17 protein-coding genes are annotated in these 15521 nt (G+C 60.3%); 5 read left to right on the top strand and 12 right to left on the bottom strand.

The annotated features are described in order from the left end of the window. Positions 1 to 74: 74 nt before the first annotated feature. The 4 genes from NCR98_RS17415 to NCR98_RS17430 all read right to left on the bottom strand — a co-directional run bounded on the left by NCR98_RS17415 (position 75) and on the right by NCR98_RS17430 (position 2284). The gene (locus NCR98_RS17415; RefSeq protein ID WP_244829475.1) at positions 75 to 419 is read right to left on the bottom strand and encodes a response regulator; all 345 of its coding nucleotides are present in this window, start codon (positions 417 to 419) and stop codon (positions 75 to 77) included. Positions 420 to 517: 98 nt separating this feature from the next. Beyond that, positions 518 to 1372, bottom strand: coding sequence for an oxidoreductase (locus NCR98_RS17420; RefSeq protein ID WP_250526787.1), 855 nt, complete (start codon positions 1370 to 1372; stop codon positions 518 to 520). Between the two features lie 59 nt (positions 1373 to 1431). Then, positions 1432 to 1725: a hypothetical protein gene (locus NCR98_RS17425; protein WP_250467265.1), complete on the bottom strand. Its 294-nt coding sequence runs from the start codon at positions 1723 to 1725 to the stop codon at positions 1432 to 1434. A gap of 46 nt (positions 1726 to 1771) precedes the next feature. After that, positions 1772 to 2284 carry a cupin domain-containing protein gene (locus tag NCR98_RS17430; RefSeq protein ID WP_250526788.1) on the bottom strand — a complete coding sequence of 171 codons (513 nt, stop codon included), beginning with the start codon at positions 2282 to 2284 and terminating at the stop codon, positions 1772 to 1774. Positions 2285 to 2384: 100 nt separating this feature from the next. Between NCR98_RS17430 and NCR98_RS17435 the strand changes: the two genes are divergently transcribed. Together NCR98_RS17435 and NCR98_RS17440 are read left to right on the top strand one after the other, a co-directional pair. Next, positions 2385 to 3125 (top strand): ABC transporter substrate-binding protein, encoded by a 741-nt coding sequence (locus tag NCR98_RS17435; protein ID WP_250493503.1) that lies wholly within the window; start codon positions 2385 to 2387, stop codon positions 3123 to 3125. Then, positions 3125 to 3556 (top strand): GNAT family N-acetyltransferase, encoded by a 432-nt coding sequence (locus NCR98_RS17440; protein ID WP_250526789.1) that lies wholly within the window; start codon positions 3125 to 3127, stop codon positions 3554 to 3556. The genes NCR98_RS17435 and NCR98_RS17440 overlap by 1 nt, the downstream gene beginning before the upstream one ends. 45 nt (positions 3557 to 3601) lie before the next feature. Here NCR98_RS17440 and NCR98_RS17445 read toward each other — a convergent pair whose 3' ends face one another. Continuing rightward, positions 3602 to 4291: a DJ-1/PfpI family protein gene (locus NCR98_RS17445; RefSeq protein ID WP_250526790.1), complete on the bottom strand. Its 690-nt coding sequence runs from the start codon at positions 4289 to 4291 to the stop codon at positions 3602 to 3604. 115 nt (positions 4292 to 4406) lie between these two features. Between NCR98_RS17445 and NCR98_RS17450 the strand changes: the two genes are divergently transcribed. Beyond that, positions 4407 to 5396, top strand: a complete 990-nt coding sequence (locus tag NCR98_RS17450) for a GlxA family transcriptional regulator (RefSeq protein WP_250526791.1) — start codon at positions 4407 to 4409, stop codon at positions 5394 to 5396. A gap of 172 nt (positions 5397 to 5568) precedes the next feature. After that, positions 5569 to 8478, top strand: a complete 2910-nt coding sequence (locus NCR98_RS17455; RefSeq protein ID WP_250526792.1) for a bifunctional diguanylate cyclase/phosphodiesterase — start codon at positions 5569 to 5571, stop codon at positions 8476 to 8478. A 15-nt stretch (positions 8479 to 8493) separates the two neighbouring features. On the opposite strand, the gene NCR98_RS17460 is transcribed toward NCR98_RS17455, so the two are convergent. After that, the gene (locus tag NCR98_RS17460) at positions 8494 to 8730 is read right to left on the bottom strand and encodes a hypothetical protein (protein ID WP_250526793.1); all 237 of its coding nucleotides are present in this window, start codon (positions 8728 to 8730) and stop codon (positions 8494 to 8496) included. A 503-nt stretch (positions 8731 to 9233) separates the two neighbouring features. On the opposite strand from NCR98_RS17460, the gene pqqA reads away from it, so the two are divergent. Continuing rightward, on the top strand, positions 9234 to 9308 hold the full coding sequence (gene pqqA, locus NCR98_RS17465) for a pyrroloquinoline quinone precursor peptide PqqA (RefSeq protein WP_008353049.1): 75 nt from the start codon (positions 9234 to 9236) through the stop codon (positions 9306 to 9308). A gap of 42 nt (positions 9309 to 9350) precedes the next feature. Here pqqA and NCR98_RS17470 read toward each other — a convergent pair whose 3' ends face one another. From NCR98_RS17470 to doeA, 6 genes are all read right to left on the bottom strand, one after another. Beyond that, complete coding sequence (locus tag NCR98_RS17470; protein WP_250526794.1) at positions 9351 to 9668, bottom strand: hypothetical protein; 318 nt, start codon at positions 9666 to 9668, stop codon at positions 9351 to 9353. Between the two features lie 64 nt (positions 9669 to 9732). Beyond that, positions 9733 to 11142, bottom strand: coding sequence for an aspartate aminotransferase family protein (locus NCR98_RS17475; RefSeq protein ID WP_250526795.1), 1410 nt, complete (start codon positions 11140 to 11142; stop codon positions 9733 to 9735). 45 nt (positions 11143 to 11187) lie between these two features. Further along, the gene (locus tag NCR98_RS17480) at positions 11188 to 12666 is read right to left on the bottom strand and encodes an NAD-dependent succinate-semialdehyde dehydrogenase (RefSeq protein WP_250526796.1); all 1479 of its coding nucleotides are present in this window, start codon (positions 12664 to 12666) and stop codon (positions 11188 to 11190) included. Positions 12667 to 12796: 130 nt separating this feature from the next. Further along, complete coding sequence (locus NCR98_RS17485; protein ID WP_250510141.1) at positions 12797 to 13273, bottom strand: Lrp/AsnC family transcriptional regulator; 477 nt, start codon at positions 13271 to 13273, stop codon at positions 12797 to 12799. Between the two features lies 1 nt (position 13274). Next, positions 13275 to 14297, bottom strand: coding sequence for a N(2)-acetyl-L-2,4-diaminobutanoate deacetylase DoeB (gene doeB / locus NCR98_RS17490; RefSeq protein WP_250526797.1), 1023 nt, complete (start codon positions 14295 to 14297; stop codon positions 13275 to 13277). A 4-nt stretch (positions 14298 to 14301) separates the two neighbouring features. Continuing rightward, positions 14302 to 15519, bottom strand: a complete 1218-nt coding sequence (doeA, locus tag NCR98_RS17495; protein ID WP_250526798.1) for an ectoine hydrolase DoeA — start codon at positions 15517 to 15519, stop codon at positions 14302 to 14304. Between the last annotated feature and the right edge of the window lie 2 nt (positions 15520 to 15521).

Raw genomic sequence — 15521 nt, forward strand, 5'->3', positions numbered from 1 at the left:
CATTTCCCTTAAGCACAAAAAAGAACGTCCGTTCTAATGAACGGACGTTTTTATTGCGTCTTTAATTGCTTTCTTTAGCAAGCCGCTAAGACCGCCATAAAGCCTTCTTCAGTGAAGGGCTTGAGGTAGTAGCCGTCGAATTGTTCCTGTTCGCTGTCACGGTGCCGGTCGTCACCCGTTACCGCGACGACGCAAGCAAGCTGGCTCGGCCCGGCAGCGCGCAACCGTCTGCAAAGATCGCGACCATCGAAATCCGGCAGGCCTATGTCGATAAATATCGTGTCGTAGCGATTTTCCGACGCGAGTTCAAGCGCCCGGTGTCCATCGTATGCGACATCGGCGATATGCCCCGAGGCGCGGGCAAGCGCGCTGAAAGCGTCGCAAAGACCAACGTCATCTTCAACGAAAAGCACGCGCATGATGGATTTTTCCCGAAGCGTAAATAGCACAAGCGTCGAAGATCGAGCGCAATAACAAATAGCGCAATAAGCGGGCCTGAGGTTCGAGGTTGATGCTTTTAATCGAGCGGGTTGTCGCTCCAGGCGCTGCGTTCTTGCCAGGTATCGATATCCGCGTTAAGCGCTGCAAGCTTGGCCCGCACGGCTTGGAGCCCAATATTGCCAAGCACGAGATGCGCGGGCGGATTTTTAGCTTCCACGGCTTCGATGATGATCTGCACCGCGCGCACCGGATCACCCGCTTGTCTGCCGCTAAGCTCGGCAATCCCCGCGCGACGGCGACCGGCAACGGAATCGTAATCGTCGATCGAACGCTGGGTCTGCTTAAGCGAGCGGCCCGCCCAATCCGTGCGGAAAGGTCCAGGTTCGACGGCCGTGACCTTGATGCCAAGGCCCTCGGTCTCGCGCGCGAGCGCTTCGCCGAGGCCTTCGAGCGCAAACTTCGTCGCAGCGTAATACCCGCTGCCTGGATTACCAACCAGGCCGCCCACGGATGTGATGTTGACCACGTGCCCCGCGCGACGCTCGCGCATGCCTGGCAGTACCGCGCGAATCATTGCAGCCGCGCCGAAGAAATTGGTTTCGAACATCGCGCGCACCTCGTCGTCCTCGCCTTCCTCGACTGCGGCCAAATAGCCGAAGCCGGCATTATTGACCAATACGTCGATCTGACCGAACGCATCGTGCGCCGCTTTTACCGAAGCGGTGATGTCGTTCGGGCGCGTGACGTCGAGCCGAACCGCAATGGCTCTATCGCCTGCAGGCTCGACGATGTCGGCGACGCGGGCGGGATCGCGAGCGGCGACGACAGCACGCCAGCCGCGCGCAAGCACAGCGGATGCGAGTTCACGGCCAAAGCCGGTGGAACAGCCGGTGATGAACCAGACAGGCGTGTCTTGCTTCGATGCTGACATTGCGGGTCTCCGTGGTTAGCGTTGCGCTAATCATTTTGACCGCAAAGGCCGACGCTTGCTTAACGCAGACGCGGCATGCGTAACGCGCGATGTTCGCGCGGCTCGAACAAAACAGTCGTCTCCAATTTTGCGGCCATGCGCTTCCAGCCGCAAAGGTCTTGCTCCAATGCCGCGAGGGTAACGGGGCAGTAAGTTCGTTCGGGGGTGGCATTGCCGCCAAGAACTGCGTAGTCGCGCATCGGTTGTAGGGTTGCTTCTCGCTCGGCGATTTGCCTTGCAATCTTCGCCCGCAGGCGGATAAGGGAATCGTCCATGGCGCTTTCGGTTTGCTCGTTTGCTAAGTTGCTTTTCATTTCTTAGCCGTTTCACAGCAAACCGCGCGCCTGACTTTCATTTGGCTCACAGACGCTTAGGCTCCAGCCGCTCGATCAACTGGCGATGCCGTGGATAACGCGCCCCGAGCGCGCCGGGCGCGGCCAATTCGAACTCGCTGAACTCGAACCCTGGCGCCACCGTGCAGCCGACGAGCGCGGCACCGCCTGGTTCATGGCATTCGGCGGCAAACCAGTCACCCGCGTTGACGACCGCCTGAAACGCCGCCTGCGGATCTTCAAGCGCATTGCCGAGTCGATGCGTCGTCAGTTTTCCGTTCGAATGGAGCACATGGACATCGATCGAGTCACCCGCATAGAAATGCCAGACTTCATCCGACCGAATACGGTGCCAGGCGGAGTAAGCGCCATCGCAAAGGAGGAAATAGATGGCTGTCGATGCCGAACGGAAATCGTCCTCGCCCTTGCGCGTGACTCCTGAATTCGCGCGATAGGTCTCACGAAAGTAGCCGCCCTCGGGATGCGGTTCGAGCTCGAGGCGATCGATCAACTCGCGACTGTCTATGCGGGGTATCTGCATGCGTTCTCCTTTGCCAGATGGTTGGCGCATCGCGTATTCTGCATCGGATCGGTTTGCATGCAGAACGCAAGATGCCAACGTCTCTCATCGAAGGAAAACCATGACGCTAACCGCGACCACGAAAAACGCTCTTGCTCCAACCGGCACGCTTCGCGCGGCGCTCAACCTTGGAAACCCCGTGCTCGTGCATCGCGATTCGGCGAGCAGCGAACCCAGCGGCGTCTCCGTGGATATTGCCCGCGAACTGGCCGCGCGGCTCGGCGTCGAGATTGCATTCAATTCCTTTCCCAACGCCGCGCAATCGGTGGAGACGGTGACGGCGGAACAGGCCGATGTCGGCTTCTTCGCGATCGATCCGCTGCGTGGCGCGGGCATTGCGTTCACTGCACCGTATGTGCTGATCGAAGGGTGCTATCTGGTGCGCAACGACTCGCCGCTTTCTCGCATCGAGGATGTGGATCGCGAGGGCAATCGCATCATGGTGGGCAAAGGGAGCGCATACGACCTCTTCCTGACGCGCGAATTGCAGCATGCTCAACTCGTGCGCACTGGACTGTCGGAGGCGGTGGTCGACACTTTTCTGCGCGACGGGATCGAGGTCGCCGCGGGCGTGAAGCAGCAACTCGAGGCCGACGCCGCTCGCACGCCCGGGGTACGGCTGATCGACGGGCGCTTCATGGTGATCAGGCAGGCAATGGGCTTGCCGAAGACTCGCGGCGATGCGGCCACGCAGTATCTTCGCGACTTCATCGAGGACATCAAACGGTCGGGCTTTATTCGGGATGCGTTCGCGCGACACGGCATTACCGGCGTCTCGCTTGCGCCGCCGGAGCAGCTTTGATGCAGGGCGAGCGTATCCAAGTGACGGTATCCGTGACCGACTGGATCGACGCATCGTTCGAGGCCGATGTGGCAGGCGGTCTCGCCGCGTTCAATGCCGGTCAACTCGGACCAAGCGATCATCGCGACTTGGCCGTTTCGCTTTATCAAGGCGACGACTTTGTAGGCGGCCTCGCGGGCTTCACCGCGTGGGAATGGCTTTTCGTCAAATGGCTCTGGGTTCGCGAAGATGCGCGCGGTCGCGGACTTGGCGCTCACGCGCTCGACGCCGCCGAAGTCGAGGCACGCAAGCGCGGCTGCCGCGCCGCGTGGCTCGATACGCTCAATCCCGCAGCCCGCGATCTTTATGTTCGCCACGGTTTCGAAGTCTTCGGCGAACTCGCTGATTTCCATTCAGGACGTGCGCGGTACTTCATGCAAAAGCGGTTCTGAATACAGGCATTTGGCATTCAAAATGCGGCATGCCGGCATTTTGCATCAAGCATTCAATCCGAGCCGATGCACCGCGCGCTTCGTGATTTCCCTGCGCTTTGCGAGCGAAGCCGCCGAGCGCTCCCGCACGTCCGCCACTACAGCGGCAGGCGCGTGATTCGGATCCCCGGCATCGAACGGCGGCGCGGGCGCGTACTCCATTTGCAGTTGAATGGCCTGCGCCTCGTGCTCGCCGACGAGTTCAGCCGCGAGCGTCAGCGCGAAGTCGATGCCCGCCGTGATTCCACCGCCCGTGAACAAGGCGCCGTCGCGCACCACGCGGGCGTGCACGGGCGTCGCATCGAATTCGCCCAGCAGCTCGTGAAAAGCCCAATGCGTCGTCGCACGCTTGCCGCGCAGCAAACCGGCCGCGCCGAGAACGAGTGAACCGGTGCATACCGAAGTGATGAAGCGAGCGCCCTTGGCCTGCTGGCGGATGAACGCAAGCGTTTCCTTGTCTTCCATCAGAGCGCCGACGCCTTCGCCTCCGGGAACACAGAGCACGTCGAGTGTGGGGCATTCCGCGAACGATGTGTCGGGTGTGAGTTGCATCCCTGTACTGGAAGGAACAGGCGCAAGCGTTTTGCATACAAGATGCACTTTAGCGTCCGGCAGATGCGCAAAGACTTCGTACGGACCGGTGAGGTCGAGTTGTTGAACGCGCGGGAAAAGCAGCAGGCCGATTTGAAGGGTCATCGCTTTCTCTCTGGTGGCAGGTTGAAGAATGAAGGTGGACGAATGCATCCTACGCCGCTACGCTATGGCGAGATGGTCGATCGCCCCACCTTTTACGCCAAGCGCCCTAGCTATCATGTCATCGCCGAAGCCACGCATCATCGACATACTCGCCTTTCCCGACGTTCAGTTGCTCGATGTCGCCGGTCCCTTGCAGGTGTTCGCGTCCGCGAACGAACTGGCGCGCGAGGCCGGCATGCCACGCCCTTATCGCGCGAGAGTCGTCGCGCCGGGCGGCACGGTGACAGCATCGGCGGGACTTGGGCTGATCGGCGAAGCGCTGCCCGATGCGCGCGAGCCGTGCGACACGCTCGTCATCGCGGGCGGCTGGGGCGTGCATGAAGCGCTGCGCGACCGCACGCTGGTCAACTGGGTGCGCGCGCGGTCCGCTCATGCGCGCCGCACGGCATCGGTGTGTACCGGCGCCTTTCTGCTTGCGGCGACCGGCCTGCTGGACGAACGCCGCGCCGTCACGCACTGGACGCGCTGCGCCGAGCTCGCGAGCCGCTTTCCGGCGGTGCGGGTCGAGTCCGATCCCATCTTCATCCGCGACGGCGATCTCTGGACCTCCGCGGGCGTGACAGCGGGAATCGACCTGGCGCTTGCGCTCGTCGAAGATGATCTCGGACGCGCGCTCGCGCTCGATGTCGCGCGTCATCTCGTCGTGTTTCTGAAGCGCCCCGGCGGGCAGGCGCAGTTCAGCGCCGCGCTTTCGCTGCAGAAGGACTCGGGCGAACGCTTCGGCGAATTGCATGCATGGATCGCGGAGAATCTTGCATGCAATCTATCCATCGGAACGCTGGCGGCGCGCGTCGGCATGAGCGAGCGCAGCTTCGTGCGTCATTACCGGGCGCAGACCGGCGCAACGCCTGCTCGCGCCATCGAACAAATGCGGCTGGAAGCCGCGCGCCGTATGCTGGGCGACACGGACCTGCCGGTCAAGCGCATTGCGGCACGCTGCGGCTTCGGTTCGGAAGAAACCATGCGACGCGGCTTCGTGCGCGCACTCGGGGTTGCGCCTCAGACTTACCGCGAACGCTTCGCCCGCGCGGCGGTATCGGCATAAAGTGCATGCAAAAGCCAATCCTGCCGCTTTTTTTGTCATCCATGCTCAAGGCTGTATGCTCGCTGCCGATACCAGAGTAAGAGCGATTGCATGAGGCGCTTCGGGCAACCGTGCGCGAGCCGCTTTGCTTAACCAACCGTCCGACGAGGCGGCCTGAGGGCCTGGAGCGCCGATGAGTGTGTTTTCCGCGTATAACGCGCCACTGCAGGCGGCTCAGGCCGCACAGGAAGACGTGACTGCCGCTGCCGATGCCGCGCTGGCGAACATCGCACCGTCCATCGACGCCTTGCTGCGGGACACTGCCGCGTCCGCTTGCCCCAACACATGGGCTTGGTATCGCGCGGGGGAGCAATTGCATCTTGAACGCCAGGGCAATGAATTTTGCATACCAGCGTGGCCAAGCGACATCGCTGAGGACCGCCTCGCGAAAGCCTGCGCCGCGCACGGCTGGCATGCATGGCCGACCGGCCGCGGCGAAAGCGTGCTCGGCTGGCTGCTCGCGCCGGTGGCATACAGCGACAATGCACATCTCGCTGAACTCGCGCGCGCACTTGGTGAACGCGTGCAGGCCGATGTCCTCGCGCGCGCGCAACTCACGCAACGCGTGTTGTATGAGATCGCGTATCTCGCCAGTTCGGTGCCCGAGCGCGCGGATTTTCTGCGTTGCGTGCACGAGCGTCTCGGCACGCTCATCGACGCCGAGAACTTCTACCTCGCGCTCTACGACCGCAAGACCGGCAAGATCACCTATCCGTATTACGTCGATGTGATCGACACGGACGTGGTCGCCGCCGAGAACTACGACATTCTCGATCCCAAGCGTCTTTCGATGACAGGGCAAGTGCTCACGAGCGAGCAGCCGCTCTTTGTGACCGCAGCCGACATCTGCGCGGCCGAACGCGCGGAGCGTTTCTATTGCATCGGCGATCGCCCCGAGTTCTGGATGGGCGCGCCGCTCAAGAATGCGTCCGACGAAGTCTTCGGCATGCTGGCCATGCAGGTCTATGACGTCTCGCGCATGTACACCGCCGAGGACCGCGCGCTGTTTTTAGTCGTGGCGCGTCACGTCGCAATGGCGCTCGACCGTATCCTGCATCGCGCGGATCTGGAAGAACAGGTCGCCCGCCGCACCTCCGAATTGTCGAAGCTCAACGCTGCTTTGCGACATGGCATTGCCGAGCGCGAGCGTTCCGAGCATCTGCAAGCAGCGCTCTATCAGATCGCGGAATTGTCGAGCCGGCCCGGCGACATGATGGAGTTCTTTCGCAGTTTGCATGGCATCGTCGGCGAGCTGCTCTATGCGCGCAATTTTTATGTGGCGCTCTTCGAAACCGAAACATGCGAAGTCTCGTTTCCCTATTACGTCGATGAGATCGTGCAGGAGCGGCCCGCGCCGCGTCGCGGCCAGCGTGGGCTCACCGAGTATGTGATTCGCGAACGCCGCGCGCGTCTCATCGATCATCAGGAAGCGCTGCGTCTCATCGCGGAAGGGGCGTTCGAAACCGATCACGACGACGTGCGCCTGCGCTCGTGGCTCGGCATTCCGCTGTTCGATGGCGATGTCGTGCGCGGCGTGCTCGCGGTGCAAAGTTACTCGCCGCTCGTGCGCTATTCGCAGCGCGATCAGGAGTTGCTGACCTTCGTATCGCGCCATATCGATACCGCCCTCTCGCGCCGCCGCGATGCCGAAGCATTGCATGCAGCCAACCTCGAGCTCGAAGCCCGTGTGCAGGCCCGTACGCGTGAACTCGACGATGTCAACGCGCGTCTGCTGTACGAGAATTCGCACGATGCATTGACCGGCCTGCCCAACCGCAGTCATCTGATGCATCGGCTGCGTGGTGCATGGCACGACTACCAGACACGCGGCGATGAGCTCTCGGTGATGTTCATCGACCTCGATCGCTTCAAGGTGGTGAACGACAGCCTGGGTCATCATTTCGGCGACATGCTGCTGGTGCAGGCCGCCGCGCGTCTGCGCGATTGTCTGCGCTCCACCGATCTGCTCGCGCGCTTGGGCGGCGACGAATTCGCAGTGCTGTCGCCCAAGGCGCCGGTACGCGACGCGGTGGCGATTGCCAAGCGCATCCTCGCGGCTTTCGATCTGCCGTTTCATATCGAAGAACATGTGGTGTTTTCTTCGTGCAGCATTGGCATCGTGAGCGCGGACACGCAGTTTCATACCGAGCCCGCCGATCTTTTGCGCGATGCCGATACCGCGATGTATCGCGTCAAGAACGCGGGCCGCGACAGCTTCGTCGTGTTCAATCAGGAGCTGCGCCGACAGGTCTCCGATCAGGTCGAACGCGAGGGCGCATTGCGTAACGCGATCAAGCGCGACGACGAGTTGCTGCCGTATTTTCAGCCTATCGTCGATGTAGGGAGTGGCCAAGTGGTCGCGCTCGAAGCGTTGATTCGCTGGCGCCAACCCGATGGACGTATCGTGGCACCCGGCGAATTTCTGCCTGCCGTGGAAGGGCTGCGCCTCATCGGTCGGCTCGACTTATACATGCTGGAACGCGTCGCCGCGATACTTTCCAATGCCAGCTTTGCGCACTGGCCGCCCGTGCATGTCAATTGTTCGAGCTATAGCATGACGCGCCCCGAGTTCGCCGACGATGTCCTTGCGCTGCTCAGGCGTTATCGCGTGTCGCCATCGCGTGTATGTCTCGAACTCACGGAAGGCGCGCTCGTAGCCGAGCCGGATCTTGCGCGCCGCACCATGCAAAGACTCGCGGATAACGGCATGTCCGTCGTACTGGATGACTTCGGCGCGGGCTTTTCGTCCCTGAGCTATGTGCATCAGTATCAGTTCAGCGGCCTCAAGATCGACAAGTCGTTTATTCTCGAACTGACCGAAAGCCCTCGCAGTCGCGCGATCGTGCGAGCTATCGTGCGAATGGCCGAGTCGCTCGATCTCACGCTTGTCGCCGAAGGCGTCGAGGACGCGGCCACGCTTGCAGTACTACGCGACATGGGTGCAGCGCAGGCGCAAGGCTACTTCTTCGACAAGCCTTTGCCACTAGAGTCGCTGACGCGCAGCGCGCTTGCGCCACGCACTACTTCAAGCGCCATTCTCTGATTCTTGAGCATTGGATCAGGGCATGCCGCCAAGCGAGGGCGAGATGATGCTGCCCGGTTCACCTTCCGGCACGCCTGTGTCGGTCGTCATAGCGCGCATCGATACAGGCGCGTGATTAATGGTGCACGTCTGCAACGAGTCGTTGCCAAGGCACTGCATGAACGCGTCAGCGCGATCCTTTGTATCGAACATGTACAACGTGTCTTCGACTTTCACTTCGAGATCGGAAATACGGTCCGCTTCGATTGACATGCTTCGCTCCTTGGAGTGGATAGACATATCAATCGGCTAGCATCAAGTGCGCCTGGCGCACGCTGACCTTAGGTACAACGGTTGCTGCTCTATCAACTTGGTTCACGTAACGACAAGGCGACTAAAGGAAACCGTAATGACATCCGCGCAAACAAATAACGACTTGCATGAAGAGCCGCGTACACCCGGCGGCAATCGTCTGAACGAAATCGAGCCGTCCGAGGCAGACAGGGTAATCCCTCGTCCCGGAGAAGCGCTGGAACAGAATCCCGTCACGGACCCTGACAAAGTAGGTACATCCCCTGACGATTCGGGAAACCGGCCAAGACCGCTATAAATAAATTAAATGATCTCGCGGGCAATTTTCAATGATGCAGACGCCTAAGACGCGTTAGGATTAAAGCGCGTCGAATTTTGGGCGCGGATTCGGCCGGCGCTAAACCAAGCTTAGAACCGCGCATCGGTCTTGCAACCGCTTGGCCGCTCTTGCAAAAGGAGGCTTTATGAAATGGGAAACCCCTAGCTTTACCGATATGCGCTTTGGCTTTGAAATCACGATGTACATCGCCACGCGTTAATCGCCAAGCAGAAAACGGCCGCACAAAGCGGCCGCTTTCTTTTCAAGGCTTGAGCGACTCGTGCGACGTTGCACCGTCACCTTCGCTTTTTTGTGGGCCAAGTCCACCCTTTCCTGCCGGTTCAGGTCGGCTGCCTGAACCCAAAGGCACTTCCGCCGTTTGATGCGGATCTTCGTCAAGCCGCCTATTTTCAGGCTCTATCTCTCCCGCATTAGGGTGACGCACTCCTTGCTTTGGATCGCCTCCTGTCGCTGAACCGGGACCCGGCAGATTGCCGATAGAACCGCCACCGCTTGCTCCGCTGCCAGCATCGCCAAGCGGCTTATCCGTGCTCTTCTGTTCGCTGTCGTTAATCGTCATTGCTTGCTCCCGTTAAAGGCTGTCGGTGCCAACAACATGAGCAACGCGCATTCCACTCCGACCTTCAGCTCGCGACAGTCGATCCGATCACGTCATTAGCCACCGCGTCGACCGCCTGCTTGACGATGCCGACTATCTCATCCACTTCGGCACGCGTCGTTACGAGCGGTGGCGCAAAGCCGAGAATATCGCCGTGCGGCATGGCTCGCGCAATCACACCGCGCTCCAGAGCCGCTGCCGATACCTTCGGCCCGACCTTGAGCGCCGCATCGAAAGGTTTGCGCGCGTCTTTATCGGCCATGAATTCGAGCGCGGCAAGCATACCCGCGCCACGCACTTCGCCCACTAACGGATGCGAATCGAATGCCGCGTGAAGCTGCGCATGCAGATAAGCTCCCGTTTCCGCCGCATTCTGCGTGAGGTTTTCACGTTCGAGAATGTCGAGGTTGGCCAGTGCAGCAGCCGCGCAAATGGGATGACCCGAATAGGTCCAACCGTGTCCCATCGGACCATGCTCTCGTGAGCCCTTGTCGATCACATCCCATACACGTTCGCCCACGATCACGCCCGACAGCGGCGCATAAGCGCTCGTGAGGCCCTTAGCCACGGTGATGAGATCCGGCTTGATGCCGTAATGCTGCGCGCCCATCTTCGAGCCGAGACGTCCGAAGCCGCACACGACTTCATCGGAGATCAAGAGGATGTCGTGCTTGCTGAGCACTTGCTGGATAGCATCCCAGTAACCTTCCGGCGGCGCGATGATGCCGCCCGTGCCCATGACCGGTTCGGCGATGAACGCAGCGATGGTATCCGCGCCTTCCTTCGCGATCAGCTTCTCGAGTTCTTCCACGCAGTATGCGGTGAACTGCGCTTCACTCATACCAGCCGGTGCCTTTCGATACCAATGCGGACAAACCGTATGCTTCACACGATCGATCGGCAAGTCGAAGTGCTGATGAAAGCTCGGCAAGCCAGTGAGGCTGCCCGTGACGATGCCCGAGCCATGATAGCCCCGTTCGCGCGAGATGATCTTCTTCTTGTTCGAGCGACCCAGTACGTTGTTGTAGTACCAGACGATCTTGACCTGCGTTTCGTTGGCATCGGACCCGGACATGCCGTAGTACACCTTCTTCATGCCTTCCGGTGACCACGCGATGATGCGCGACGACAACTCGATGATCGCATCGGTCGAGTGGCCGACATAAGTGTGATAGTAAGCGAGCTTCTTTGCCTGCTCATAAATGGCTTCGGCCACTTCGGTTCGACCGTAGCCGATGTTCACGCAATACAGTCCTGCGAATGCATCGATATAAGTCCGGCCCTGATGATCTTCGATACGAATGCCCTTGGCGCCCGTCACGATCTTGCCCGGCAACGCGCCGCTTGCATGATCGTGGGCGTGCGTGGACGGATGCATGAAATGCGCGCGATCTTCCGCGAACAAGTGTTCAAGCGATTGCTGTTGCTGGCTCATGTGCTTCTCCTTGGAGCGCTATGCGTGTTCTTAACGTGGGTTGAATCAGGCTGCGCTCGAAAGCGGCAGACCCAGATTCCCTAAGCAAAAATACTTCGTTTCGACGAACGGTTCGAAGCCCTCCGCGCCACCTTCGCGGCCGAGACCCGATGCCTTCATGCCGCCAAAGGGAATGGGCGCGCCCGTGAACTTGACGCCGTTCACCGAGACCATTGCGAAGTCGAGCCGTCGCACCAACTGGAAGATCGTGTCGATGCGCGTGGCGCAGATATAGGCGGCAAGGCCGTATTCCGTATCGTTGGCGCGTGTCACGGCTTCGTCGAGCGTATCGAACGGAGAGATCGCGGAGATGGGCGCGAAGTTCTCTTCATCGTAGATACGCATGCCAGCTCTAGCATCCGCGACAACGGTCGGCTCATAGAACCATCCACCGAGCTCATGCGCGTTGCCGCCGACAGTGATGCGCGCGCCTTGCGCCTTTGCGTCTTCGATACGCGCAACGGTCGCATCGAAAGCGGCCTGATGCATGAGCGGACCGACATCGACATTCGCTTCGAACGCGCTGCCTACCTTCAGTGCCTTGACCGCTTCGGTATAACGTTGCACGAACGCTTCGTACAAGGGTCGCGCCACGAAGATGCGATTCGCGGCGCAACAATCCTGACCCGATGTCTGAAACTTTGCCCCAATCGCAACGCGCACCGAATGTTCGAGATCTGCGTCCTCGGTCACGATGAACGGCGCATTGCCGCCAAGCTCGAGCGCAAGCTTCTTGATGCCTGCCTGCGCCACGGCCTTTGCCACCAGACCTCCAACTCGCGTCGAACCGGTGAAGCTCACCGCACGCACGCGAGTGTCGCTCACGAGCGCTTCCATGGTCATCTGCGGCTCGCCGATCACGACGTTGAACACGCCTGCGGGAAAGCCAGCCTCTTCCGCGAGTTGTGCAAGCGCCATCGCTGAAAAAGGCGTTTCGTGCGCAGGCTTGATGACAACCGTGCAGCCCGACGCGATAGCGGCTGCGGCTTTGCGCGTGATCATCGCCACGGGGAAATTCCATGGCGTGATGAGCGCCGCAACGCCGACTGGCTCCATGACCGTGCCGAGATGCGCGCCATCGATATGCGTTGGAATGGTGCGTCCTGCAAGGCGTTTTGCTTCGTCGGCAAACCATTCGATAAAGCTCGCGGCATATGCGATCTCGCCCTTCGCTTCGGCGAGCGGCTTGCCTTGCTCCAGCGACAAAATGCCGGCGAGGTCAGACTGATGACGCAAGATCAGTTCATGCCAGCGCATGAGAAACGCGCTGCGCTTTTGCTGGGGTGTCCAGCGCCAAGCTTGAAACGCGCGGTCGGCGGCTCCGACGGCGCTGACGACCTGTTCGCGTTCGAGCATCGGCACATGCCCGATGACGCGCTGATCGGCGGGATTGACCACCGGGATCGACGCGGCATTGTTGCTATGTACCCAACGGCCGTCCACATAGCACAGCGACTTGAAGAGAACCGGATGTCCTAACAGCATGACGTTCGCTCCTATCGGTTGATTCGCTCTTGAGTCTAATTCGATGGAGTCACTTTAAGCTCATGCAGTCGCGGAATTTTTCGTTATCGATTGCCACGCCTGGTGTTTTTTCTGTTTCGATGTTCGCGACTCAAACTTGCGCCCACTCGGGCGGACCACCGCAATCGTCCTTGATGACCTTGGTCACGATATACGTGAAGTACTTTTCGATGCTGAGTTCCTCGACCAGCAACGAGTCGATGAAGCGCTGGTAGTGGTCTATGTCCCGCGCGACTACATGCAGCACGTAATCGACACCACCACCTGTCGCCACACACTGCACGATCTCGGACGCTTGTTGCACGCGGTCTTCGAAGCGTCTCATGTCTGACGCGGTATGCCGCGAGAGCGTAACTTCCACGACGATACGGCTTCCCTTGAACGCCGACGTCCAGTCGATATTCGCCCGATATCCCTTGACTATCCCGCTTTCTTCGAGCCGCTTCACACGCTCCCATGCAGGTGAGATCGACAGGTTCACCTTCTCCGCCAGACGCGACTTCGTAATGCGTCCGTCGCCCGCGAGAATGCGCAAGATAGCCAGATCGTATCGGTCGAGTTTGGTCAAGTCAGATCGTCACCGGTATGTTGCGTTCGATGATGTCGGCCACGACAGCCACCGTGTCACCTGTCTGTACGAGGCCAGGAAAGTGCCTTGCCGCAAGCAGTCCCGCACGCTGTGCGCGATATTCGACCGGCGTCGCGCCAGAGCGCGTGATGTCATGAACACGCGCAAGCACATCGCCCTCGGCCACCATGTCGCCAAGATCGCGGCACATCTCCAGCAAGCCCGCGTGTTCGCTCGTCGTATAGCACGCGCCATCGGGCATATCGAGCAGCGTGGTCGTGCGCGCTTCGCCAATCACGCTTTCTTTGTCGATGATGCCCGCATGGGCGAGGAAGCCATACACGCCGCGTTCCGCGATGGCGACGCTAGCAGCAGTGGATGAACCGCCGCCACCGAGTTCGGTGGAGACGAACACCTTGCCCGCCTCTTCGGCTGCGCTGTCGTATAAACCGACGCTGTCGAGTTCGAGCATGCGCATTAAATAAGGTGCGCCGAACGCGCGCATGGCGGCTTCGCAGCGAGCCTGTTGCCGTGCATCCGCCAACACGTGAGTCGCCGCGAACGGAAGAAAATCGAGCGTACGCCCGCCTGCATGAATGTCGAGAACGTAGTCCGCCAAGGGCAGCAAATGACGCTGAAAGTAATCGGCTATCTTCTGCGTCACCGTGCCATCGGGATGGCCCGGAAAGCTGCGATTGAGATTACCCGCGTCGATGGGCGACGTGCGCGTACCCGCGCGAAACGCCGGGTAATTCATGAACGGCACCACGATCAAGCGGCCATTGATATCGCCGGCCTTCAACGTCGATGCGAGCTTCGACAACGCGATCGGCCCTTCATACTCGTCACCGTGATTGCCGCCCGTGAGCAACACGGTCGGTCCGTCGCCGCGCTTGATGACCGTGACCGGAATCATTACCGCACCCCACGCCGAATCGTTGCGCGAATACGGCAGCTTCAGGAAGCCGTGTTGTTCGCCGTCGGCTTCGAAGTCGACGGTCGGACTGATCGGTGACGCGCGCATCGTACTACTCCTTCACGAACAATTTGCGAGGCGTATTGCAGAAAGTCTCGACGCCGGTATTGGTAATCAGGATGCTTTCCGTGATCTCGAGACCCCAGTCATCGAGCCATAGTCCCGGCATGAAATGAAACGTCATGCCGGGTTCGAGGACCGTCTTGTCCCCCGGCCGCAAGCTCATGGTGCGCTCGCCCCAGTCGGGCGGATAACTCGCACCGATGGGATAACCGCAGCGGCTATCCTTCTCGATACCCGACTTGCGCAGCACCGCGAAGAACGCATCGGCGATGTCCTCGGTCTTGTTGCCCGGCTTCGCAGCGGCGAGTCCTGCTTCAATGCCTTCGACTACCGCCTTCTCGGCATCGATGAAATGCTGCGGCGGTTTGCCGAGATAAACCGTGCGCGATTGCGGACAGTGATAGCGCTTGAAACATCCGGCGATTTCGAAAAACGTCCCGGCATTCGCAGTGAACGCGGAGTCGTCCCATGTGAGATGTGGCGCCGCTGCATCCGAGCCAGTAGGCAAGAGCGGCACGATAGCCGGATAGTCGCCGCCATAGCCTTCGACGCCCGTGATGCCGGCGTCATAGATTTGCGCGACGAGGTCGCACTTCCTCATGCCAGGCTCGACCTTGTCGAGAATGCGCGCGTGCATCTTCTCGACGATGTGCGCCGCCACACGCATATATTCGATCTCGCGCGGCGATTTCACCGCACGCTGCCAGTTGACGAGCGCGGTCGCGTCCTTGAACTTCGCGTTGGGCAAGTGCTGAACGAGCGACGCATACGCCTTCGCACTGAAGTAGTAATTGTCCATCTCCACACCGATATGCTTCTTGTCCCATCCGCGCGCGACGATGACTTCAATCGAGAGAAAGTCCATCGGATGACGAACCTGAGACTGCACGTAGTGATCCGGATATCCGACGATATTCTCGTGCGCCATGAACACCGTGCGCTTCGCGCCGTTCGCATCTTGCCCGCGACCGAACCATACCGGCTCGCCATCCATGGCAAGCAGCACGCATTGATGCACATAGAATGACCAGCCGTCGTAACCGGTGAGCCATGCCATGTTGGTCGGGTCCGTCACGATCATCAGGTCGATACCTGCTTTCTCCATTGCGCGTCGCGTCTTCGCCATGCGCGCGTCGTACTCGCCGCGATCGAACGGCAAGCGCACGACCGGCGCTTCGCCTCGCTTCTCTTGCTTGATTTCGGACATCG

Origin of the sequence: Caballeronia sp. GAWG2-1, from assembly GCF_023631405.1 — a bacterium.
GTDB lineage: Bacteria > Pseudomonadota > Gammaproteobacteria > Burkholderiales > Burkholderiaceae > Caballeronia.

What these genes read in the sequence shown, in the direction of transcription:
- NCR98_RS17450 (WP_250526791.1), top strand. Translation starts at nt 4,407, where the DNA reads ATGTCATCGCCGAAGCCACGCATCATCGACATACTCGCCTTTCCCGAC.
- NCR98_RS17440 (WP_250526789.1), top strand. Translation starts at nt 3,125, where the DNA reads ATGCAGGGCGAGCGTATCCAAGTGACGGTATCCGTGACCGACTGGATC.
- NCR98_RS17455 (WP_250526792.1), top strand. Translation starts at nt 5,569, where the DNA reads ATGAGTGTGTTTTCCGCGTATAACGCGCCACTGCAGGCGGCTCAGGCC.
- NCR98_RS17430 (WP_250526788.1), bottom strand. Translation starts at nt 2,284, where the DNA reads ATGCAGATACCCCGCATAGACAGTCGCGAGTTGATCGATCGCCTCGAG.
- NCR98_RS17470 (WP_250526794.1), bottom strand. Translation starts at nt 9,668, where the DNA reads ATGACGATTAACGACAGCGAACAGAAGAGCACGGATAAGCCGCTTGGC.
- NCR98_RS17460 (WP_250526793.1), bottom strand. Translation starts at nt 8,730, where the DNA reads ATGTCAATCGAAGCGGACCGTATTTCCGATCTCGAAGTGAAAGTCGAA.
- doeB (WP_250526797.1), bottom strand. Translation starts at nt 14,297, where the DNA reads ATGCGCGCGTCACCGATCAGTCCGACCGTCGACTTCGAAGCCGACGGC.
- NCR98_RS17415 (WP_244829475.1), bottom strand. Translation starts at nt 419, where the DNA reads ATGCGCGTGCTTTTCGTTGAAGATGACGTTGGTCTTTGCGACGCTTTC.
- NCR98_RS17435 (WP_250493503.1), top strand. Translation starts at nt 2,385, where the DNA reads ATGACGCTAACCGCGACCACGAAAAACGCTCTTGCTCCAACCGGCACG.
- NCR98_RS17425 (WP_250467265.1), bottom strand. Translation starts at nt 1,725, where the DNA reads ATGAAAAGCAACTTAGCAAACGAGCAAACCGAAAGCGCCATGGACGAT.
- NCR98_RS17420 (WP_250526787.1), bottom strand. Translation starts at nt 1,372, where the DNA reads ATGTCAGCATCGAAGCAAGACACGCCTGTCTGGTTCATCACCGGCTGT.
- NCR98_RS17475 (WP_250526795.1), bottom strand. Translation starts at nt 11,142, where the DNA reads ATGAGCCAGCAACAGCAATCGCTTGAACACTTGTTCGCGGAAGATCGC.
- doeA (WP_250526798.1), bottom strand. Translation starts at nt 15,519, where the DNA reads ATGTCCGAAATCAAGCAAGAGAAGCGAGGCGAAGCGCCGGTCGTGCGC.
- NCR98_RS17445 (WP_250526790.1), bottom strand. Translation starts at nt 4,291, where the DNA reads ATGACCCTTCAAATCGGCCTGCTGCTTTTCCCGCGCGTTCAACAACTC.
- NCR98_RS17480 (WP_250526796.1), bottom strand. Translation starts at nt 12,666, where the DNA reads ATGCTGTTAGGACATCCGGTTCTCTTCAAGTCGCTGTGCTATGTGGAC.